This is a genomic window from Bradyrhizobium iriomotense (assembly GCF_030160715.1).
Classification (GTDB): domain Bacteria; phylum Pseudomonadota; class Alphaproteobacteria; order Rhizobiales; family Xanthobacteraceae; genus Bradyrhizobium; species Bradyrhizobium iriomotense.
On sequence record NZ_BSOW01000003.1, the window covers coordinates 59,167 to 78,518 of the forward strand.

General features: G+C 62.6%; 24 protein-coding genes. 12 read left to right on the plus strand and 12 right to left on the minus strand.

Annotated features, from left to right (window positions below; translation table 11 throughout):
• Nucleotides 1-280 precede the first annotated feature (280 nt).
• The 10 genes from QQL28_RS04760 to QQL28_RS04805 all read right to left on the minus strand — a co-directional run bounded on the left by QQL28_RS04760 (nt 281) and on the right by QQL28_RS04805 (nt 8,530).
• Complete coding sequence (locus tag QQL28_RS04760; protein WP_284261681.1) at nt 281-877, minus strand: hypothetical protein; 597 nt, start codon at nt 875-877, stop codon at nt 281-283.
• A 77-nt stretch (nt 878-954) separates the two neighbouring features.
• Nucleotides 955-1,149, minus strand: coding sequence for a hypothetical protein (locus QQL28_RS04765; protein WP_284261683.1), 195 nt, complete (start codon nt 1,147-1,149; stop codon nt 955-957).
• A 271-nt stretch (nt 1,150-1,420) separates the two neighbouring features.
• Nucleotides 1,421-2,209, minus strand: a complete 789-nt coding sequence (locus QQL28_RS04770) for a fumarylacetoacetate hydrolase family protein (protein ID WP_284261684.1) — start codon at nt 2,207-2,209, stop codon at nt 1,421-1,423.
• Nucleotides 2,209-3,222: a 2-dehydropantoate 2-reductase gene (locus QQL28_RS04775; protein WP_284261686.1), complete on the minus strand. Its 1,014-nt coding sequence runs from the start codon at nt 3,220-3,222 to the stop codon at nt 2,209-2,211. The genes QQL28_RS04770 and QQL28_RS04775 overlap by 1 nt, the downstream gene beginning before the upstream one ends.
• A 98-nt stretch (nt 3,223-3,320) precedes the next feature.
• A complete protein-coding gene (locus QQL28_RS04780) occupies nt 3,321-3,746 on the minus strand; it encodes a CBS domain-containing protein (RefSeq protein ID WP_284261688.1) in 426 nt (141 codons plus the stop codon).
• Between the two features lie 179 nt (nt 3,747-3,925).
• Nucleotides 3,926-5,242, minus strand: coding sequence for an oxalate/formate MFS antiporter (gene oxlT / locus QQL28_RS04785; protein WP_284261690.1), 1,317 nt, complete (start codon nt 5,240-5,242; stop codon nt 3,926-3,928).
• Nucleotides 5,243-5,502: 260 nt separating this feature from the next.
• Nucleotides 5,503-6,789 (minus strand): oxalate/formate MFS antiporter, encoded by a 1,287-nt coding sequence (gene oxlT / locus QQL28_RS04790; protein WP_284261692.1) that lies wholly within the window; start codon nt 6,787-6,789, stop codon nt 5,503-5,505.
• Nucleotides 6,790-7,027: 238 nt separating this feature from the next.
• Complete coding sequence (locus tag QQL28_RS04795) at nt 7,028-7,165, minus strand: hypothetical protein (RefSeq protein ID WP_198031694.1); 138 nt, start codon at nt 7,163-7,165, stop codon at nt 7,028-7,030.
• A gap of 393 nt (nt 7,166-7,558) precedes the next feature.
• Nucleotides 7,559-8,251, minus strand: coding sequence for a glutathione S-transferase family protein (locus tag QQL28_RS04800; RefSeq protein ID WP_284261695.1), 693 nt, complete (start codon nt 8,249-8,251; stop codon nt 7,559-7,561).
• A gap of 42 nt (nt 8,252-8,293) precedes the next feature.
• Nucleotides 8,294-8,530 (minus strand): DUF1127 domain-containing protein, encoded by a 237-nt coding sequence (locus QQL28_RS04805; protein WP_284261697.1) that lies wholly within the window; start codon nt 8,528-8,530, stop codon nt 8,294-8,296.
• 126 nt (nt 8,531-8,656) lie between these two features.
• Between QQL28_RS04805 and QQL28_RS04810 the strand changes: the two genes are divergently transcribed.
• The 12 genes from QQL28_RS04810 to QQL28_RS04865 all read left to right on the plus strand — a co-directional run bounded on the left by QQL28_RS04810 (nt 8,657) and on the right by QQL28_RS04865 (nt 17,057).
• Nucleotides 8,657-9,667: a transcriptional regulator GcvA gene (locus QQL28_RS04810; protein WP_284261699.1), complete on the plus strand. Its 1,011-nt coding sequence runs from the start codon at nt 8,657-8,659 to the stop codon at nt 9,665-9,667.
• A gap of 617 nt (nt 9,668-10,284) precedes the next feature.
• A complete protein-coding gene (locus QQL28_RS04815; protein WP_284261702.1) occupies nt 10,285-10,518 on the plus strand; it encodes a hypothetical protein in 234 nt (77 codons plus the stop codon).
• A gap of 51 nt (nt 10,519-10,569) precedes the next feature.
• Entirely contained in the window at nt 10,570-11,502 is a 933-nt protein-coding gene (locus QQL28_RS04820) for a DUF1259 domain-containing protein (protein WP_284261703.1), read from the plus strand.
• 54 nt (nt 11,503-11,556) lie between these two features.
• Nucleotides 11,557-12,153 carry a superoxide dismutase gene (locus tag QQL28_RS04825; RefSeq protein WP_284261705.1) on the plus strand — a complete coding sequence of 199 codons (597 nt, stop codon included), beginning with the start codon at nt 11,557-11,559 and terminating at the stop codon, nt 12,151-12,153.
• Between the two features lie 10 nt (nt 12,154-12,163).
• The gene (locus QQL28_RS04830) at nt 12,164-12,412 is read left to right on the plus strand and encodes a hypothetical protein (protein ID WP_284261707.1); all 249 of its coding nucleotides are present in this window, start codon (nt 12,164-12,166) and stop codon (nt 12,410-12,412) included.
• Nucleotides 12,413-12,422: 10 nt separating this feature from the next.
• Nucleotides 12,423-13,121 (plus strand): YncE family protein, encoded by a 699-nt coding sequence (locus QQL28_RS04835; protein ID WP_284261710.1) that lies wholly within the window; start codon nt 12,423-12,425, stop codon nt 13,119-13,121.
• Nucleotides 13,075-13,470, plus strand: a complete 396-nt coding sequence (locus QQL28_RS04840) for a YncE family protein (RefSeq protein WP_284261712.1) — start codon at nt 13,075-13,077, stop codon at nt 13,468-13,470. Before QQL28_RS04835 ends, QQL28_RS04840 begins: the two co-directional genes overlap by 47 nt.
• An 80-nt stretch (nt 13,471-13,550) precedes the next feature.
• Nucleotides 13,551-14,294 carry a sulfite exporter TauE/SafE family protein gene (locus QQL28_RS04845; protein ID WP_284261714.1) on the plus strand — a complete coding sequence of 248 codons (744 nt, stop codon included), beginning with the start codon at nt 13,551-13,553 and terminating at the stop codon, nt 14,292-14,294.
• A gap of 14 nt (nt 14,295-14,308) precedes the next feature.
• Nucleotides 14,309-15,205: a YncE family protein gene (locus QQL28_RS04850; protein ID WP_284261716.1), complete on the plus strand. Its 897-nt coding sequence runs from the start codon at nt 14,309-14,311 to the stop codon at nt 15,203-15,205.
• 90 nt (nt 15,206-15,295) lie between these two features.
• Nucleotides 15,296-16,600 (plus strand): Hsp70 family protein, encoded by a 1,305-nt coding sequence (locus QQL28_RS04855; protein ID WP_284261718.1) that lies wholly within the window; start codon nt 15,296-15,298, stop codon nt 16,598-16,600.
• Between the two features lie 112 nt (nt 16,601-16,712).
• Nucleotides 16,713-16,904: a hypothetical protein gene (locus tag QQL28_RS04860; RefSeq protein WP_284261720.1), complete on the plus strand. Its 192-nt coding sequence runs from the start codon at nt 16,713-16,715 to the stop codon at nt 16,902-16,904.
• A gap of 12 nt (nt 16,905-16,916) precedes the next feature.
• Nucleotides 16,917-17,057: a hypothetical protein gene (locus QQL28_RS04865; RefSeq protein WP_284261722.1), complete on the plus strand. Its 141-nt coding sequence runs from the start codon at nt 16,917-16,919 to the stop codon at nt 17,055-17,057.
• An 18-nt stretch (nt 17,058-17,075) separates the two neighbouring features.
• On the opposite strand, the gene QQL28_RS04870 is transcribed toward QQL28_RS04865, so the two are convergent.
• Nucleotides 17,076-17,759, minus strand: a complete 684-nt coding sequence (locus tag QQL28_RS04870; protein ID WP_284261724.1) for a response regulator — start codon at nt 17,757-17,759, stop codon at nt 17,076-17,078.
• A complete protein-coding gene (locus QQL28_RS04875; RefSeq protein WP_284261726.1) occupies nt 17,756-19,207 on the minus strand; it encodes a histidine kinase in 1,452 nt (483 codons plus the stop codon). Before QQL28_RS04875 ends, QQL28_RS04870 begins: the two co-directional genes overlap by 4 nt.
• Nucleotides 19,208-19,352: the final 145 nt, after the last annotated feature.

The following is a 19,352-nucleotide window of genomic DNA, read 5'->3' on the forward strand; positions in this document are numbered from 1 at the left end:
TTGAGGGCGGCGTGTCGTTTGTCGCGCTGCGGGGCGTTCGGGTTCGAGCTGCGGGCGAACGCTAAAGCATGATCCGGAAAAGTGTGAAGCGGTTTTCCGGAAATATCATGCGCAAACAACAACCTAAAGCGCGATGACGATTCATCCTAATCGCATCGGGCTTTAGAGCAACGAACAGCATGTAGCCCGCATGAGCGAAGCAATATGCGGGGTCTTCGCGAAAACATTCCCGGATGTCGCTTCGCTCATCCGGGCCACGAAGGCGAAATATGATCCCGCGCTACTCCGGCGCGAGCTGGACCATCTGGCGGCCCGCGTTCATTTCCTTCAGCTTGTTGACGTACTCCTCGGGGCGCTGCCAGCGCATGGGGACCTTCAGTCCCATGAACTCCGCGATGTTGCCGATGAAGCCCGTGCAGTTCATCGTCTCGGCGTTCCAGAGCGGCGAGCTGTCCTGCAATTTCTTGATGTAGGCGAACACGCGCTTGGCGTCGGCCTCGTTCAGATAGACGCGGTAGCTCGCCGTCAGATATTCCGGATCGAGGTCGCCATAGCTGGCGCCGGTCTCCGACGGGACCGGAATGATGTGGCCGAGGGCGTAGGTGAGCGTGTCGCCCACGGGCGTCAGGCCTGCGACTTCGACGGCGCGCTCGCTGGTCTTGCCGTACCAGACGAAGGCATGTCCCCAGCTTGCCGCGGTCCTTGCCCTGAAGTCCACGTAGTACGGGCCCTTTGCCTGACCCGGCTTCGACCGGGCGGGCGCGTCACGGGACGCAAGCGCATTCGCGTCAGCGATGCGCTTGCGTGCCTCATGGGCGGAAGCCGACTGGATCGTGCAAACGAGCGAGAGGACTGCGCATCCCGCAAGGAGGCGCAATCCCGATCTCTGACGTGTGATTGCCACGCTTCGCCTTTCAGCCGTCGACAACAGCGGATCTGGAGATGCGTGAGGCTTCAGTAGCGCGCCGCGACGGGGCCGGGCGCCTTGCCGATCGGAGCCTTTCCAATCGGTGATTTGCCAATCGGCATCTTGCCGATCGGAGCTGCCTGCGGATACACGGGCACGGGCTGCCGGCGCGGCAGATCCGCGGCGCTCGCGGCCGTCACCAGGGCGAGCGTTGCGCCCATTGCAATCACGATTTTCTTCACTGGTAGTTCCCCTTTGAGATCAGACAAAGCACAGCCGTAGCCTGCCGCGCTCCCCAAGCACGCGAAGATGGGTGTCGGAATGCGTCGACAGTGCGGCGAACGCGCGGCTTGTTGGGGGAATATGTTTGCTGTGCGTGCGATTTTGCTGTGCGTGTGATGAAGATGACGCGTGATCTCGTAGCCCGGATGAGCGGAGCGATATCCGGGGAATCATGCGCAATTGTTCCCGGATGTCGCTTCGCTCATCCGGGCTACGACAGTTGTTGTTCGGCTACAGCCGGAACTCGTTAGTCAGCTCGCCGATGCCATCGATCGCGACGGTCACGGTGTTGACGGGCTCCTTCATCACGCCGACGCCGACGGAGGTGCCCACCGCGATGAGATCGCCCGGAAGCAGGGTCATGTCGTGCGAGATCTTGCTGACCAGCTCCTGCGCGCTGAAGATCATGTCGGAGATCGGATAGTTCTGCCGCTCCGCGCCGTTGAGGATGGTGCGCACGACGAGCTTTGCGGGATCAAGGCCCGTTGCGATCACCGGGCCGAACGGGCCGTAATCGTCGATGCCCTTGGCGCGGGCCCATTGCGCGAAAGTCGGATCGCGGGTGAGGATGTCGTTGGCGGTGATGTCGTTGACGCAGGTGTAGCCGAAGATGAAGGCGTCGGCCTCGGCGTTCGAGACGCGGGCACAGGTCTTGCCGATGACGATGCCGAGCTCGCCTTCATACGTGGTCTTGCCGTCATAATAGGAAGGGCGGCGGATCACGGCGCCGGGCGTTGTGATGCTGGTGGTGGCCTTCAACAGATACAACGGCTCCGGCGGCTCGGGCTGGTTCAGCTTCGCGGCGAGCGCGTGAAAATTGTTCCAGAGCGCGACGATCTTGCTCGGCGCGCATGGCGCCAGCAGCTCCACTTCGCCGAGCGCCAGAACTCTGCCGTTCGGCGCGTTGCGGCCGAACAGCTCGCCGTCATGCACGGCGATGCCGCTCGGCGTGAGCGTTCCGAATCCCGTCGCGCCAGAATGGCGGAAGCGGAGCCATTTGCTGGGGCCGGCCGCGCTCATCACGCCACCGCCTTGGTTTCGGAAGGCATCCTGACGCCGTCATAGAGGCCGGCGATCCGCGCGCGCTGGCTGACCATGGCGAGCACGGAATCGAGCGCGGGCGTTGCGATGCCGGTCATGCGGCCCATCTCCTGGACCACGGTGACGAGCGGATCGATCTCCATCGGGCGGCCGCGCTCGAGGTCCTGGAGCATCGAAGTCTTGTGCGCGCCGACCTTGCGGGCGCCCTCGATGCGGCGCTCGACGTCGACGCGAAATTTGACGCCGAAGGTCTCGGCGATCGCCTGCGTCTCCAGCATGACCGCACGCGACAGCGCACGCGTCGCAGGATCGGTGCAGATCACGTCGAGGGTTGCATGGGTGAGTGCGCTGATCGGGTTGAAGCAGACATTGCCCCACAGCTTGAGCCAGATCTCGTCGCGGATGCGGTCGAGCACCGGCGCCTTCATGCCGGCGGCGACGAAGAGGTCGGCGAGGCGCTGCACGTCGGGCGTGATCTCGCCCGAGGGCTCGCCGAGCGGAAAGTTGTTGCCGTAGACGTGGCGGATCACGCCGGGCGCCTCGATCTCGGTCGCGGGATAGACGATGCAGCCGATGGCGCGCTCGGCGCCCAGCTCGCGCCACTGCCGGCCGCCGGCATCGATGCTCTCAAGCGTCGAGTTCTCGTATTGGCCGCCATGCTTGTAGAAATACCAGTAGGGGATGCCGTTCACCGCGGTGACGATGCGGGTGCGCGGCCCCAGCAGCGGCTGCATCTTCTCGATCACGCCGGTGATCGAATGCGCCTTCAGCGTGACGATCACGTAGTCCTGCACGCCGAGCTCCGCCGCGTTGTCGGTGCAGCGCGGATGCACCACGTGCTCCTCGCCGTCCATGAGCAGCCTCAGGCCGCGCTCGCGCATGGCGGCGAGGTGAGGGCCGCGCGCAACGAGGCTGACGTCGGCGCCGGCGCGCTTGAGCTGCACTCCAAGATATCCGCCGATCGCGCCGGCGCCGTAGATGCAGATCTTCATGAAATCCTCGCTGGGATAATCCGATTTTGGGCACACGAACCCCTGGCCGGCTCGGGCGATCCGAGCCGGATACGGACGTCGCAGGGGTGGTCTAAGGCTTAGGCCGCGTGCGGCGTGCTCACGGTGGCTTCATCGAAGGCGGCGGCGAGATCGCGCATGCTGACGACGCCGAGAAGGCTGTAGTCGTCGATGACAGGCAGATGCCGGATGTGATGCCGGTTCATCAGGTGCCGGACATGCTCGAGGGTATCGCTCGAGGTGCAGGAGACGAGCTGCTGCACCGAGATGAGCTGTGAGACCTTCACATTGATGCCGTCCGCGCCGTGCTCGGCGACGGCGCGGACCACGTCGCGCTCGGTGAACATGCCGACCGCGGTGTTGCCCTCGGAGCGAACGACGTCCTTGACCACCAGCGCGCTGATGTTGTTGGCGCGCATCAGCTTCGCGGCAATACCCACCGTTTCGTTCATACGCACGGTCACGACGCGCGACGTCTTCTTGCGCAGAATGTCTCCGACCAGCATTGCAACCTCCCTGGGTGAACAATCTGAGGATAGTCTGGTATACATTATGCCAATCGTCAAGCGTTCGATTTGGCTCATCCGAAAAATCTTGCGGCAGCAATGCTGACGTTTGTCATCAGGCAAAAACAAAGGGGCGCAGTGCTGCGCCCCTTTGATATATGCGGCGCGTTGTGCGCGCGCTATGCCGTCTTTGCGTTCCCGGTCGCTGCCTCGGTCGTCGCGGTTTCCTTGCCGAGGATGAAGGAGCGCCGCAGCGGCTTGATCACGAACACCGCCATCAGCGCCGCCATCGCGTTCAGCGCGACTGCAACGACGAACACCGCCTTCCAGCCATAGGTCGCCGAGATCACGCTTGCGAGCGGCACCAGCAGCGAGGCGGTGCCCTTCGCGGTGTAGAGCATGCCGTTGTTGGTGGTCGCGAACTTCGAGCCGAAGGTGTCGCCGCAGGTCGCGGGGAACAGCGAGTAGATCTCACCGAACACGCCGAAATACACCGCCGTCGCGAGCACGAACACGATAGGCACGTGGCCGTAGGCCGACAGCGTCAGCAGCATCAAGGCGGCGGTGCCGAAGGCGATGAACATGGTGTGCTCGCGGCCGATATTGTCGGAGACCCAGCCGAAGAACGGACGGCCGAAACCGTCGAAGATGCGGTCGAGCGAGATCGCGAAGGTCAGCGCCGCCATCTGGAAGCCGGCAAGCGTGACCGGCGTGTTGGCAATTCCGAAGTCGTGCGCGATCGGCGCGATCTGGGCCGCAGTCATCAGGCCGCCGGAGGCAACCATCACGAAGACCACGTACATCACCCAGAAAATAGGGCTGCGCAACACCTGCGGCGGAGTGAAATCGACCTTGGTCTGCGGCAGGTTGAGCTTCTTCTTTTTCGGCGGCACGAAGATCGACGGCGGCTGGATGAAGAAGGCGAGCGCGAAGACGATCAGGCCCTGGCCGATGCCGAAGGTGAGGAACGCACTCTGATACCCGGACGATGCGATCATGCTGGCGATCGGCACCACGGTGATCGCAGCGCCCGCACCGAAGCCTGCGGCCGTCGCGCCGGCGGCAAGGCCGCGACGGTCGGGGAACCATTTCAGCGCGTTGCCGACGCAGGTTCCGTACACCGCGCCAGCGCCCATGCCGCCAACGACCGCGGCGGCGTAGAGGAAGGTGAGCGAGTCAGCGTAGGAATTGAGCACCCAGGACAGCGCGATCATCACGCCGCCGAACATGATCACGACGCGCGGGCCGTATTTGTCGACGAACCAGGCCTCGATCGGCACCAGCCAGGTTTCGGTCACGACGAAGATCGTGAAGGCGAGCTGGATCGCGGCGCGACCCCAGTGATACTTGGCGTCGATCGGATCGACGAACAGTGTCCAGCCATATTGCAGGTTGGCGATCATCGCCATGCAGACGATGCCCATCACGAGCTGGAGCCAACGGAAACCACTTCGAAGGGGCGCGGCCGTGACGGCGCCGTCCGTGCTGGAAATCATCAACAACCTCCCAACGCGCCTGCTTGTTGTTTCCCGGCGTCTGCAAGACGACGGAGTGTCGCAAATCTTGTGGCGTATCGTCGCAAGCGCGGCACGCAAGTTGGTATACCATATCCCAGAATGCAAGCCCTATCTTGTGGTGCGTCGCAGCAAAATGCACTGGCTCCTTCGGATTATATGAAAACGGAACTATTCTCCAAAAACGAAAACGCCCGGCCCGAAAGGGCCGGGCGCATCGCGCAAATTGAAGAGCTGAGGGCTTAGGCGGCCGCCTGCGCGACCACCGTCTTGCGCCAGGGTTTCAGCACCAGGATCGCAAGCAGCGAGGCCAGGATGTTGGCGCCGGCCGCGATGATGAACACGTTGTCCCAATGGCCCGAGGTCTGCTGCACATAGTTGGCCAGGGGAACCAGGAGCGCGGCTGTGCCCTTCGCAGTGTAGAGCAGGCCCGCATTGGTGGTCGCGAACATCGCGCCGAACGTGTCGGTGCAGGTCGAGGGGAACAACGAGTAGATCTCACCCCAGGCGAAGAACACGAAGCCTGACAGCAGCACGAACCAGACGGGATCTTGGCCCCAAAGGTAGAGCATCCAGATGCCGATGCCTTCCATGCCGAAGGCGATGAACATCGTGTTCTCGCGGCCGATCATGTCGGAGATCCAGCCGAAGAACGGACGCGTCAGGCCGTTGAGCACGCGGTCGATCGTGGCTGCGAACGTCACCGCCGTCATAGTCATGCCGATCAGCGTGACTGGGACCGCGTCGACCTTCCAGTCGACCGCGATCGGTTTGAGGTTCGCCGTCACCATCAAGCCGCCGGCACCGACGATTACGAACATGAAGTACATCAGCCAGAAGATCGGCTGACGCAGAACTTCGGTCGGCTGGAAGTTACGCCGGCTCTGCACCAGCGCCGCGTTCGCCACCACGGCCGGTACCTGGCCCGGCTTCGGCGCGAGCAGGAAGAAGGCGAGGATGCAGATGATGATGCCCTGGCCAAGACCGAAATAGAGGAATGTGGCCTGGAAGCCCGAGTCCTTGATCATTGCCTGGATCGGCGCGACCGTGAGCGCGGAGCCCGCGCCGAAGCCCGCTGCCGTGATGCCGGCGGCAAGACCGCGTTTGTCGGGAAACCATTTCAGCGCATTGCCGACACAGGTGCCGTAGACGCCGCCGGCGCCGATACCCGCGATGATCATGCCGAGATAGTAGCCGTTGAGCGTAGTCGCCTTGGCGTTGATCGCCCAGCCGATCGCGCAGAGCACGCCGCCGACGAGCACGACGATGCGCGGGCCGTATTTGTCGACGAACCAGCCCTCGACCGGCACGAGCCAGGTCTCGAACAGCACGAACAACGTGAAGGCCCACTGGATCGAGGCGCGATCCCAGCCGAAAGTTTTCTGGATGTCGGGGACGAAGAACGTCCAGCCGTATTGGTAGTTCGCGATCATCACCATCGCGGCGACGCCGATCGCGAGTTGAGCCCAGCGATAGGTGTCGCTGACGCGGCCCGCTGTGGGCGCCGCTGCTTGCACCATGTCCGTCATGAATCCTCCAGAGGCGCTTCTCTTTCTTGCGAGCGCTGTGAAGGCATTCTTGTATTCATTATGCCAAGCTTCAAGCGCCGGCGGCTCGCCGTGCGCTTATGCCGCAACCACCTTGAATCGAGGTCGCGTAACGAGCCGTGCGTGCAAATAAAAATGGCCCCGCGAAGAGGGGCCATTCATCGAAAGTCGCAATTCAGGAGATTCACATCGGGCGCGACAATTCGACGCGCTCAAGGCCTCAGAGGCCGAAACGCGGCTGATCGCCGTTACGGATGGAGATCTCGGCGCTCGCCATTAACAGGCGGTCGATCGCGGCCACGAGGCGGCTGATCAGCGAGCTGGAGGGCTGGAGCGCGACGGCGGCGGACTTGGACATCGGAAGTTCCCTTTCTCGAGACGGTCAGTATCACTGTCTCATCTTCGAGGGACAATCTACGTATACCAGATGCCAGCAGCAATCGATTTGTTTGCATAGCAGCATTTGGCATCCTGCATTGCAGCATAATCATCTCTTAAAGCGGCCGTTTCAGGCATAAAGCTGCGAGATGGCAGTCGAATCCGGCCGGTTTTCACCGATGGGGCCGGCTGTGCCCTTCAATTCGACCGGGGCCTGGATTCAAACTAAGCGACGCAGCCGGCAGCGGGGCAGGCGGCGTTGACGCCGCCGGTGGCAGCCAAGTCACACTCCATCACGTCCGCGCGCAAATGCATCTCGGCGTGAGACGGATGGTTCCTCCGGTCGCTACGGCCAACAGTGCGGGCCGGCGCGTCAATATTTCGGCCGGTGCGAGGTCGCCCATTCCCGTGCGTGCTGGATCGGTTCGCGTGGCGGCAGGCTCGCACGCAGCTTGCGGGTCGTCGGCAGCTCTTCCATCCGCGCGCGCCAACCGCAGAAGGCCGGAAATTTCCGGTACATGGTCTGGCCTTCGTCGGTCAGGCCGAAGGCAAAGGTGCTCGGCAGCATATAGAAGTCAGCAAGCGTGAGCGCATCGCCGAGCAGATAGGGTTCTCCATGCGACAGGGCACGCTCCGTCACAGCGAGGGCGAGTTCTACCTTGGGCAGTGCGTGCGCCACGACCTTTTCATCGGAGGCGATGCCGAGCTCTGGAAAGACCAGCCGCTCATGGGTCACGTGATGGATCATGTAAGGGTAGACGTAAGAATTGACGGTGCTGATCCATTGGTTCATGCGCGCACGCGTGCGCGGGTGTTGCGGGGTCAGCCGTGCTCCCTCGAACATTTCATCAATGTAGCTGACGATGGCGCTCGTCTCATAGATGATGAAGTCATCATGCCTGAAGATCGGCACGCGGTTGAACGGATGCAATGCAAGATGTTCGGCCTTGCCCATCACGGGCTCGAGGTCCTGGAAGGTGTAGGGAACGTCCTTGTGGGTAAGAACGAGCCGCACAATGTTGACGAAAGTGCTGCGCGGAAATCCGTAAACAACGGTCTCGGACATCTGGTCGTCCTCCAGTTGATCGATGGAGTTGGCTTGAGCGGATCATCGCCAGAACGGCATGTCGGCCTGCTCCAGGGCCTCTTCTCGCGTGAGCCCGAGATCCGCGAGCAGGTGGACGTCGTCGGCAATGGCGCGTAGATCGGCGCGCTGGTGCGTCCGTTCGCTGCACGCAAGCCATTTGTCGAGCAGCGTTAGCCATGAATTGCGTTGATGACCCGCATCGCTCGCGCTGCGCCGAACATGTCGCGGAAAATAGGTGTTGGCAAAAAGCATTGACATCGGGCGGCTCCAAATTCCATGATTTCGCGTTGCCGCCGCCTGCATAAGGCCGGCGAGGCGCCGTCTGCAAAGCATCGTTTCTCGGGCGTGCCCCAATTTTTCTCATGAACTTCGGAAGCCTCCGCAATGCGCCAGCACTTGCCGTCGCTCAACGCACTCAAGGCTTTTGAAGCTGCGGCCAGGCACGAAAGCTTTACGCGCGCGGCAGAGGAGCTGTGCGTCACGCAGGGCGCCGTCAGCCATCAGGTCAAGGCGTTGGAAGCGGAACTCTCGGTGAAATTGTTCAATCGTGAGCGCCAACGCCTGATCATTACCGAGGCGGGGCGCGATTATCTTGCGGTCGTGCGCGACGCGCTCGATCGCATTGCCGCAGGGACCGAGCGGCTGCTGCAGCGGCAAAGCACCGGCGTCCTGACGGTCAGTACCTCGCCCGACTTTGCCGCGAAATGGCTCGTGCATCGGCTCGGCCATTTTGCCGAGGCACATTCCGAAATTGATCTGCGCGTATCCGCGGCGCTGCATCACGTCGATTTTGCGCGGGAGGATGTCGACCTTGCCGTGCGCCACGGCGATGGCAATTGGCCGGGTCTGGATGCCGTCAGGCTGTCAGCAGAGCGGCTCTTTGCCGTATGCAGTCCGAAGCTTCTGCTTGGCCGCCGTCGTATCGATAGCATTGCTGATATCCTGAAATTTCCCTTGATCCATCTCGACAGCCGATCCGACTGGGCCAACTGGTTGCGTGGCGTCGGCATCGACGACACAGCGGTCACCCATGGCCCGGTGCTCAATCGCGCAAGCATGGTGATTGATGCCGCGATCAACGGGCAGGGGATCGCGCTGGCGCGCACGACACTCGCGGCATGGGATCTGATCAACGGCCGACTGGTGCTGCCATTCCCGGAATCGCTGCCTGTGTCGAAGACCTATTGGATTGTTTGTCCGAAGGTGACAGCGGCTCTGCCGAAGATCGCGACATTCCGCGATTGGCTTTTGGCAGAAGCTGCGACGGACCAGCAGCAGCTCAAGAAGCTGACGGCCCAGCCTGACGATCGGAACCCCGTACGCGCCAATCGCTCGGACGGACCGAGGCGTCGTCGGGGCAGGCCGGAATCTCTCGGCGATCACCGACGAAAATAAGCGGAAGTCAATCTCGCGAATAGGAGCCTATGCGCTTGGTTTGCATGAGATAGGAACCCCGGTCAGTGAAGGCATACGCTTGGAAATGCGAGTCAGCGCGCCGCGATGGAACCCGGACACGCGGCAAAGCAATCATGAGAGACGATTGCGCAGACGTGATAGATCGGCCCGACATCAAGTCACGTGCCCTGCGATCGCCTAAGTCAGGGAATCGGAGCCAAGCTGCGGTCCCCGTTGACAAAGCGGGCTCCCCCGATTTACTTGCAGTCATGGGGAAGCGATCTCCCCATGAGGCGACATGCCCAAGAATCGCGTCCGGTTTTTCGCCAAGGACGCATCATGTCTGCCGCCACCTCCCGTCCTTTTTACCAGGATCCGACGCGCGCCTCGAGCAGGACTGAGCGCGCATGGTTTCGCGGCGCGCTGCCGACGGGCCCTCATCCCGATGGCCGCGCTCGCGAGCCCGAACGCCCTTGCGCAGGCCAATTTACCTACCCAAGCCGATCAACCGACAGGGGCCAAGGGAGCCACACCCGATACCGGCGCCTCTCGGCTAGGAACGTAGCGACACCGAACGCATCTTCACCCTGGGGCAGGGCGCAACCAGGAGAACGATCATGCGGAAACACGTCATCTCTTGCGCAGTTCTGCTGCTGGCGGTCGCAGGCGGACTTTCGCCTGCGCTTGGCCTTACGCGCGAAGAGCTCATCGCCAAGATCCAGGCCGCCGGCTACGCGCAAGTCAGCGACATCAAGTCGACCGCCGAAGGCACGACTGCCAAGGCGATGAAGGACGGTAAGGAAGTGCGGCTCGTCATCGACAGCAGCGGCCAGATCAAACAGCAAAAATGAAATCGAGGACAGGTCTCCAGCACTCCCGACTCAAATTCAAGGAACAGAACAATGCGAAACATCATCTCCGTTTTGATCGGCGTCTGCGTTTGTCTCCTCGCGCAAGACCCGCGCGCGCAGAAAGCGGGCTGGCCGGGTTTCACCTCGACGGCCCAGGCGCAGGACGTCGATTGGCAAAAGGTCGATGACACGCTGGGCCGAAAGCCGGCTGTTGCCGGCGACGTGCATCGTTACGGCTTTCCGCGCAGCGATCTTGCCGTGACGCTCGACGGCGTGACCATCAAGCCGGCGCTCGCGCTCGGCGGCTGGGTCGCGTTCAAGCCTGCGCATGGCGGTGCGATGATCATGGGCGATCTGGTGTTGCTCGAGACCGAGATCAATCCGGTGATGGAGAAGATGATCGCGAGCGGGCTCGAGGTCACAGCCGTGCACAATCATCTGCTGCGCGCGAGCCCGGCGACGTTCTACATGCATGTCGCCGGACATGGTGATCCCACGAGACTCGCGGCGGCCATTCATGACGCGCTCGCCGAGAGCAAGACGCCGCTCACCGTCGCCGCGCCGTCGAGCCCGCCGCCCGCGGTCGATCTCGACACGGCGCAGCTCGATCAGATCATCGGCGTCAAGGGACAGGCCAATGGCGGCGTCTACGCGTACACCGTGCCGCGTCGCGATCCCATCAGCGAAGGCGGCATGCCGCTCAATCCGGTCGGACCTTTGGGCGTTGCGACCGGCATCAACTTCCAGCCGACCGGCGGCGGCAAGGCCGCCATCACCGGCGATTTCGTCCTGACCGGCGAGGAGGTGAACCCGGTGATCGCGGCGCTCAAGGCGAACGGCATCGAGGTGACTGCGCTGCACAGCCACATGCTGGACGAGCAGCCGCGGCTGTTCTTCATGCATTTCTGGGCCAACGACGACGCGGTCAAGCTCGCCAAGGGCCTGCGCGCCGCGCTCGACAAGACCGCAAGCACGAAGAGCTGAGGTGAAAGCCACAAGATCGGTGACGGACCTGATAACGCACAGGAGTCAAAGGCAATGTCATACCAGGCCAAACCGATGCCGTTCGATCCGAAGTCGATCAGCGGCATCTCGGAAAAAATACTCGTGAGCCACTACGAGAACAACTACGTCGGCGCGGTGAAGCGGCTCAACGCGATCGGCACGCAGCTTGCCGAGCTCGACTTCGCCAAGGCTCCGAACTTCGTCATCAACGGCCTGAAGCGCGAAGAGCTGGTCGCGTCGAATTCGATGATCCTGCACGAGATCTACTTCGACGGTCTCGGTGGCGCGGGCGGGCCGAGCGGCGCTCTCGCCGATGCGATTGCGCGCGACTTCGGCAGCGTTGAGCGCTGGCGGACGCAGTTCGCAGCGATGGGCAAGGCGGAAGGCGGTGGTTCGGGTTGGGTGATCCTTTCCTATTCACCCCGCGACAGGCTGCTCGTCAACCAATGGGCCGCCGACCATACGACAACGCTTGCCGGTGGTCGCCCGGTGCTAGTGCTCGACATGTATGAGCACGCCTATCACATGGATTTCGGTGCTGCGGCAGCCCGCTATGTCGACGTCTACATGGAGGCCATTCGCTGGGACAACGCCGCCAAACTGTATGAACAATACGCGAGGGAAGCCTGAGGAGAGACGCATGAATGAACAGACCGGACCGGCCCCTAAAATCGAGGTGACATGCGGCGACGAGCCTGTCTCCTCGGTCAATTCGCCGATCTCCGACGAAGCGCAGGAGGAGCGCGCGGTCCTGAAATCGCGTGACGTCATCGTCTTCTGCGGCGATGCGGAGCAGGTCAGAGCAGGCTTCGCGTTCGCGCTCGACGTGATCCAGGCCCGAGACGATCTGCTGAGGACGAACGGGAAAGGACGGGGAGGGACGAGGTGAGGGGGCGATGATGTCCCATTGGTTCCGGAAGTTGGTGGTGGCGTTGGCCGGCATCGTGCTGAGTGGCGCGGTGACGTCCGCTCGGTCGGAAGAGCACAGCCCATTGCAACTCGAGGCCAAGATCCTGCTGGGCCACGTGCGCGGGCGGATCGATCACATGGCGGTCGACTTGAAGCGACAGCGATTGTTCATTGCGGAGTTGGGTAACGACAGCGTCGGTGTCGTCGATCTCGCCATTGGCCGCGTGATCCGCACGATATCCGGGTTGAACGAGCCGCAGGGCGTTGGCTATGAGCCCACGACCGACATTCTCTTTGTAGCCAATGCCCGCGACGGCTCGGTCAAGCTGTTCGATGGCAACGACTACAAAGCGAAGGGGCAAATCGAGCTTGGAAGCGACGCCGACAATATCCGCATCGATGCCGCGGCCCAGCGGGTCATTGTCGGCTACGGCGACGGCGCTTTGGCATACCTCGACGCCACGACCGGCAACAAGGTCCAGAACGCGCCACTGAAGGCGCACCCGGAGAGCTTTCCAGCTCGATCCCGACACGAATCGAATTTTCGTCAACCTTCCCAATGCCCGCGCAGTGGCCGTGGTGGACGGAAAATCCGGAAAACAGCTTGCCAGCTGGCCGATGGACAGGGGCGGAAACTATGCGATGGCGATCGACCGCGAGCGACATCGACTTCTCGTGGCGTTCCGTAATCCACCCGGGCTCGGTGTTTTGGCGCCTGCGGACGGCAAGTCGATCGCTACCGTCGACACCTGTGGAGACGTCGACGACCTCTTCGTCGATGCCGGGCGCAAGCGTGTCTATGTCAGCTGTGGCCAGGGTTACGTCGACGTGCTCGAGGCGAATGGCATGGCGTACCACAGAATCTCACGCATTCCGACTGTCGCCGGAGCGCGAACGTCGCTGTTCGTTCCGGAGATGGATCGGCTGATCGTGGCCGCCCGAGAGAGTTTCGCCGAGCGGCGATCTGGATATTCCGGCCGGTACCTTGAAGAAACAGACAGCCGGGAGTTCGGGATGGCATCCGCCGCAATAGCTTAGCGATTTGGGGACATGCAGGCCTCCCCATCAGATGGGCGTCCATCCAAAGCGCTCGCGACCTCGTTCGGGGGAGTGACCCAATGGATGCACTTGTCTTCGCGCTGTTTGCACTTGCCGCGCTCGTCGGCGGCTTCGTCAGTGGCTTCTCCGGCTTCGCCATGGGCCTCGTCGTATCCGGCGTGTGGCTGCACATCATCACGCCGATGCAGACCGCTACCCTGATCGCGGGCTATGGCCTGCTCACACAAGGTTACGGCATCTTCAAGCTGCGGCATGTGCTCGACCTGCGGAAAGCCTGGCCGCTCGCGCTCGGCACCGTCATCGGCATCCCGATCGGCGTCAGCATTCTCGCCTACCTCAACCCGGCCCATCTGCGCTTCGGCGTCGGCATCTTGCTGATGCTTTATGCGATCTACGGGCTGACGCGGCCCGTGTTCGCTCCGATGAAGATCGGCACCGCGGCCGACATCGCGATCGGCGTCTCCAACGGCCTGCTCGGTGGCCTGACGGGGCTCGGTGGCATCATCTCCACGATCTCCTGCCAATGGCGGGGCTGGCCCAAGGACGTGCAGCGCGCCGTATTTCAGCCGGTGCTGTTCGTGGCCTTCGTGGTCATCTCGCTGTCCCAGGCCGCCGCCGGCACCATCACCAGGGATACGCTGGTGCTCTATGCGCTCGGCGTGCCGTTCATGGTCGCCGGCCTTTGGTCGGGCTTCAGGCTGTTTGGAAAGATCGATGACGAGACCTTCCGCAAGACGGTGCTGGTGCTGCTGCTGTTCGCGGGACTGTCGCTGATCGTCTCGGTGCTGCCGTTTGCCTTCTAACTGATGAGGACACCATGCCGCTGAAAACCCTTGGCGTCATCGCCATCCCCGACGGATTGAACAGCGACTTCGATCACGCCGCCTTTGATCCCAAGACCCGCCGCGTCTTTATCGCCCACACCGCACGCGATTGCATCGAGGTGATCGATCACGACACGCACACGCACATCGCGACACTTGCGGGCTTTCCGGGCGTGGCAGGCGCGGTCGCCGACGACGGCGAGATCCTCACGACCAATCGCGGCGCGGCCACGATCTCCTGGCTGGACGCCGCGACTTACGACATCAAGGCCGTCTTCCCGTCGGGGCCACGGCCGAATGGCGCGGCGATCGTCGGGCGCAGGGGGATCGGCATCGCCGCCTGCATCGGCGATGCGCAGCAAGGTCCGACGTTGCAATGCATCGATCTCAAGGAGGCCAGGCAGCGCACGATCGATCTGCCGGGCCGGCCGCGCTGGTGCGTCACCGATGCCGCCGCCGAGCGGGTGTTTCTGTGCATCCGCGAGCCCTCGATGATCCTGTCGGCCCGGCTGCCTGATCTTGCGGACGTCGTGCATTGGCCATTGCCGTCGGGCGGCGCGCACGGTCTCGACATCGATCACGTCAGCCAGCGGCTCTATGCCGCCTGCGATGACGGCGAGCTGGTCGAGGTCGACAGCACATCCGGAGAGGTGACCAACGTCTGGCCGATCGCAGGCCCGCCCGACGTGACCTTCTTCAACCCGGCGACCGGCCGCGTCCATGTGGCGATCGGCGAGCCGGGTGTGATCGAGACGATCGATCCGAAGACGGGTGCGAGACTGCGAACTCCGACCGGGGCAGGCGCGCACACGACGGCCATTGTCGTGCCCGATCAGCTTTACGTGATTTCGCCTCGCCATGGTGGGATTTTGGTTCTGGCCGACGGATGACGGCAGTTCGGTGGTGGACCGGGTCTTGGCAGGGCGATTCAAAGCCGCTAATGGTCTGCCCCCTTTTCCAATCATCTGTCAGAGTGGTTCATGTCGAGCGCCTCGCCCGCCGTCTCGATCGGCATCGATTTTGGGACCAGCAATACGGTCGTCGCGCTCGCGACGGACGACCGCCGGGTCGAGGCGATCCGTTTCGATCATGGCGGACAACGCCACAGCGTCTACGTGTCGGCTCTGTGCTTCTGGGAGGACCGGCCGGGAAGCGGGGCTCAGGCCGAAGGCGGCCCGTGGGCGATCGAACAGTTTCTCGAAGGACGCCACATCTACCGCTTCCTCCAGTCGTTCAAAACCTTCGCTGCCAGCAGCAGCTTCAACACCACCCAGGTGTTCCGGCAGCGCTACAAGTTCGAGGATATTTTGGCGGCGTTCCTGCGAACGCTGGCGCGCCATGGCGGAGACAGGTTCGGCTTCGAGGCGACCAACATCGTGGTTGGTCGCCCCGTGCGCTTTGCCGGTGGCAATCCCGACGAAGCGCTGGCGATGCAGCGCTATCAGGCCGCGTTTGAACGCCTCGGCGCCGGTCACGCGCGCTATGTCTACGAGCCCGTGGGAGCAGCGTTCTCCTTCGCCCGCCGGCTGGAGCGCGACGCCACCGTGTTGGTTGCGGATTTCGGCGGCGGCACCAGCGATTTCTCGGTGATGCGTTTCTCGCGAGCAGGGGGCAGCTTGCGCGCGGAGCCGCTCGGCCACGCCGGCATCGGGATTGCGGGCGATACGTTCGACTATCGTATCGTCGATCACGTTGTCTCGCCACGGCTGGGAAAAGGCTCCAGCTTCCGCTCGTTCGACAAGGTACTGCCGGTCCCCAGCGGCCACTACACCAACCTCGCGCGCTGGCATCAACTCGCGATGATGAAGAGCAACGGCGATCTGCGCGAGCTCCGCGAGCTTGCGCGCACCGCGCTGAAGCCGGCGCTGCTCGAGGATTTCATCACCATCGTCGATCTCGACCTCGGCTTTTCGCTGTACCGCGCGGTGTCCGATGCCAAGGTCGCGCTGTCGGCCCAGGATCAGGTGGACTTCCGTTTCAAGGGTGGCGGGGTCGAGATTGGCTCGACCATCACACGGAAAGACTTCGAAGCCTGGATTGCCGACGATATCGCGCGGCTCGGGGCCACCATCGACAAGGTGCTGGGCGAGGCCGGCATCACCGCGCGCGAAGTGGAGAAGGTGTTCCTAACCGGCGGAACCTCCTTCGTGCCCGCCGTGCGGCGGCTGTTCGCCGAGCGGTTCGGCAACGAACGGCTGATGTCGGGAGACCAGTTCGAGTCAATCGCCTACGGCCTCGCCCTGATCGGACATAGTCCCGACCCCGACCGCTGGGCCGCAGCCTAGGGTTCCGCCCGTGCACTGCAGCGACAGTTCTCAGAAACCGCCGTCCAGCTCGAACGTTTAACATCCATCGCCGCGTCGTTCTTGGTGCCTCCAATGAAGAGGGAGCAACGCCATGTTCAAGCGGAACCGTTTGAAGCGCGTTCGGGAACGCCTGGCCGCATTCGCCACAGAAATGCGGGAGAAGGCCTCACGGCTACCACCGGGCATCGAGCAGGAGAACCTGTTGCGAAAGGCGCGTCAGGCTGACGTCGCCGCTCGTTTGGATGAATGGGCCACTTCGCGCGGGTTGCAGCCTCCGAAGTGAGGAGTTCGGCCTATGCTGGAAAAAGTCAGCACCATCTTGATTGTCCCGTCATTGATCCTGCTGTCCGTCGCGGCGGACTGGCTGATTCAGACCGGCGTCCGCAAAGACGTAGCTGCACTTGGAGCCAACATAGTTGCATTTCGCGGCCCTTAGAACGGGACCGAATGCGATTTAGGCAGATCGTGTATCGTCCTCGTGCTCGCGCTCCTCCGCTCGCGTTACTAACCCGCTCCGCAGCCCAAAGAGCACGAGCTCAACATCGGAAGAGACGCTGAGCTTCGATTTGATGGCGTAGTGGTAGTTCGAGACGGTTTTCGGACTGAGATTGAATGCAGCGGCTATTTCCTCGGACGACCGGCCATCGAGCAACATGCGAAGGATCTCGAATTCACGCGGGGACAAACCATCAATGGCACTTGCATCGTCTTGCAAGCGGCTCCTTGCAAGGGCATCGCTGATCTCTGGGCAGATTGTTACACGGCCGGCAGCCGCATCACATACCGCGCTCACGAGCAACTCGGGCGGGCTGCTCTTCGTGACAAAGCCCTTAGCACCGGCCCGAAAGGCCTGGAGAGCGAATGTCGCGCTCAGGTGCATGGTGAAAACAAGCAGACGCGCATCCGGATCCCACTGACGTATCTGGCGAATGGCATCAATGCCGCCGCGACCTGGCAATGAAACGTCCATCACCACAACATCGGGCTTCTTGCTCTTGTAGGCCTGATAGGCACTCGCCGCATCTGCGGCCTCGGCGACGACAGTGATGCCTTCATGCTTTTCAAGAAGCCGACGGTATCCCTCGCGCACGACCGCGTGGTCATCGACAAGCAGGACGCTGATGCTTCGCGGCCTCATGATGCTGCACCCGGGAAATTCGTAACAGGAATGATGACGCTGAGGATGAGGCCCTTCTCTGGCCTAGGCACAACTTTCATCTGCCCACCCAGCGCGAGCGTTCTCTCGCGAATCCCGATCAGGCCGAGGCCAAAACCCGTCTCTCTCCTGATCTCATGCGCCAATCCCGCACCATCGTCCTCAACCGTCGCCTCGACCAAGCCGGCACCCGGCCGTGGCGGATCGCCCTGGGCAAGGTCGATGCGCACCACGGCACGCACGTTGGCCGCCTGCGCATGCTTCGCCGCGTTTGTGAGGCCCTCCTGGACGATATAGAAAATGTGAACCGTCATCGCTGGGGGGATCGTGTTCAGGTCGCCGTGCGTCTCAAGAGAGAATCGGGTCTTCCCGCAACCGCGGCGATTGTGATCGCCGATCAATCCCTCAAGGCTCGTGAGCAGACCGTCGTCGTCGATCTCCTGCAGTCTCAGCTCCTGCACGGTCCTGCGCAGCCCCTTCATGATATTGCCGGCGGTTTCCGTCAGGGCCTGAGCTTCGGGCACAAGAGATGGACAATCAGTCGAGGCGGTGACCTTGATCGAGGCTGCCGTCGCACTCATGGCGCTGAGGCTCTGGGCCAGCTCGTCATGAAGCACCCTTGCGAGGTGACGCCTTTCCTGCTCCCGGGCTTCCACCAGACGTCGCGCAAGGTCGGCGCGCTCGGAGGTCGCGACTTCCAGGGTGTTCGCCAGATCGTTGAAGACGTGACTTATCCTTTGCAACTCGGCAAGTCGGAAGGGCGGGAGGCGGCACTTCAGATCGCCCGCAGCCAACCGGTTGAGACCGCTAACGACGTCTCTCGTCGGCCGTAGCGCGCGCTCGACGACAAAATACACCAGGATGCCAAGAGCGCCGATCGTCGCTGCGGAGAGGGCGAGCATCCGCGAGATCTCAGACCAGGCGCGCGCCGTCACGGCTGACGGGTTTGTGCTGACGAAGACCGCGCCAAGTACGCGCCCCTGATACGCGACGGGACGCTGGTAAGTCATGCGACCGCCGACGGCCCGCTGGTAGACTGCCGAAAACCACGCCGGTGCCTCGCCTACCGGACTGCGGAAACCCAGGCAGCTGGAGATGGCATCCTTCCCGGCCTCATTGAACTGCACGCACTGACCCGGGCTCATCACCTGGTCGAGAAAGGGGTCCATCTGACGAAAGCGCTTTTGCAGATCAAAGTGCTTCTCGAGGGCAGTCCGCAGACCGCCATGGAACGCTATCGGCATTTCCAGAAACCTGCCAATAGCATCGCCTACGGCCCGATTGGCGTTCAACGTCTCCTTTTCCGTTCGGTACAAAGAGATCGCCGCTCCGCCGAGAAAACAGAGGAGCGCAACGGCCGCTATTTGCTTCAGTAGCGACCATTTGAGATCGAAGACCGGCCGGTGCCGAAGAAACCTGATCTCCCGCATGGCGTGGGGCCCGTGATGCTTTCCGCAGACTACAACATCCAGCCGCCGCTCGATACCGCCTGGTTCGACATCGGGCAAATTTCCCAGGACCGCGCAGGGAGTTCGCTATTCCCCTGAATGACGGTGCGTCAGATGCTGGGGGCCA

What these genes read in the sequence shown, in the direction of transcription:
- QQL28_RS04805 (WP_284261697.1), bottom strand. Translation starts at nt 8,530, where the DNA reads ATGTCAATGCTTTTTGCCAACACCTATTTTCCGCGACATGTTCGGCGC.
- oxlT (WP_284261690.1), bottom strand. Translation starts at nt 5,242, where the DNA reads ATGATTTCCAGCACGGACGGCGCCGTCACGGCCGCGCCCCTTCGAAGT.
- QQL28_RS04855 (WP_284261718.1), top strand. Translation starts at nt 15,296, where the DNA reads ATGTCGAGCGCCTCGCCCGCCGTCTCGATCGGCATCGATTTTGGGACC.
- QQL28_RS04825 (WP_284261705.1), top strand. Translation starts at nt 11,557, where the DNA reads ATGTCATACCAGGCCAAACCGATGCCGTTCGATCCGAAGTCGATCAGC.
- QQL28_RS04830 (WP_284261707.1), top strand. Translation starts at nt 12,164, where the DNA reads ATGAATGAACAGACCGGACCGGCCCCTAAAATCGAGGTGACATGCGGC.
- QQL28_RS04795 (WP_198031694.1), bottom strand. Translation starts at nt 7,165, where the DNA reads ATGTCCAAGTCCGCCGCCGTCGCGCTCCAGCCCTCCAGCTCGCTGATC.
- QQL28_RS04845 (WP_284261714.1), top strand. Translation starts at nt 13,551, where the DNA reads ATGGATGCACTTGTCTTCGCGCTGTTTGCACTTGCCGCGCTCGTCGGC.
- QQL28_RS04815 (WP_284261702.1), top strand. Translation starts at nt 10,285, where the DNA reads ATGCGGAAACACGTCATCTCTTGCGCAGTTCTGCTGCTGGCGGTCGCA.
- QQL28_RS04850 (WP_284261716.1), top strand. Translation starts at nt 14,309, where the DNA reads ATGCCGCTGAAAACCCTTGGCGTCATCGCCATCCCCGACGGATTGAAC.
- QQL28_RS04770 (WP_284261684.1), bottom strand. Translation starts at nt 2,209, where the DNA reads ATGAGCGCGGCCGGCCCCAGCAAATGGCTCCGCTTCCGCCATTCTGGC.
- QQL28_RS04820 (WP_284261703.1), top strand. Translation starts at nt 10,570, where the DNA reads ATGCGAAACATCATCTCCGTTTTGATCGGCGTCTGCGTTTGTCTCCTC.
- QQL28_RS04860 (WP_284261720.1), top strand. Translation starts at nt 16,713, where the DNA reads ATGTTCAAGCGGAACCGTTTGAAGCGCGTTCGGGAACGCCTGGCCGCA.
- QQL28_RS04840 (WP_284261712.1), top strand. Translation starts at nt 13,075, where the DNA reads ATGGCGATCGACCGCGAGCGACATCGACTTCTCGTGGCGTTCCGTAAT.
- QQL28_RS04865 (WP_284261722.1), top strand. Translation starts at nt 16,917, where the DNA reads ATGCTGGAAAAAGTCAGCACCATCTTGATTGTCCCGTCATTGATCCTG.
- QQL28_RS04870 (WP_284261724.1), bottom strand. Translation starts at nt 17,759, where the DNA reads ATGAGGCCGCGAAGCATCAGCGTCCTGCTTGTCGATGACCACGCGGTC.
- QQL28_RS04775 (WP_284261686.1), bottom strand. Translation starts at nt 3,222, where the DNA reads ATGAAGATCTGCATCTACGGCGCCGGCGCGATCGGCGGATATCTTGGA.
- oxlT (WP_284261692.1), bottom strand. Translation starts at nt 6,789, where the DNA reads ATGACGGACATGGTGCAAGCAGCGGCGCCCACAGCGGGCCGCGTCAGC.
- QQL28_RS04780 (WP_284261688.1), bottom strand. Translation starts at nt 3,746, where the DNA reads ATGCTGGTCGGAGACATTCTGCGCAAGAAGACGTCGCGCGTCGTGACC.
- QQL28_RS04875 (WP_284261726.1), bottom strand. Translation starts at nt 19,207, where the DNA reads ATGCGGGAGATCAGGTTTCTTCGGCACCGGCCGGTCTTCGATCTCAAA.
- QQL28_RS04810 (WP_284261699.1), top strand. Translation starts at nt 8,657, where the DNA reads ATGCGCCAGCACTTGCCGTCGCTCAACGCACTCAAGGCTTTTGAAGCT.
- QQL28_RS04835 (WP_284261710.1), top strand. Translation starts at nt 12,423, where the DNA reads ATGTCCCATTGGTTCCGGAAGTTGGTGGTGGCGTTGGCCGGCATCGTG.
- QQL28_RS04800 (WP_284261695.1), bottom strand. Translation starts at nt 8,251, where the DNA reads ATGTCCGAGACCGTTGTTTACGGATTTCCGCGCAGCACTTTCGTCAAC.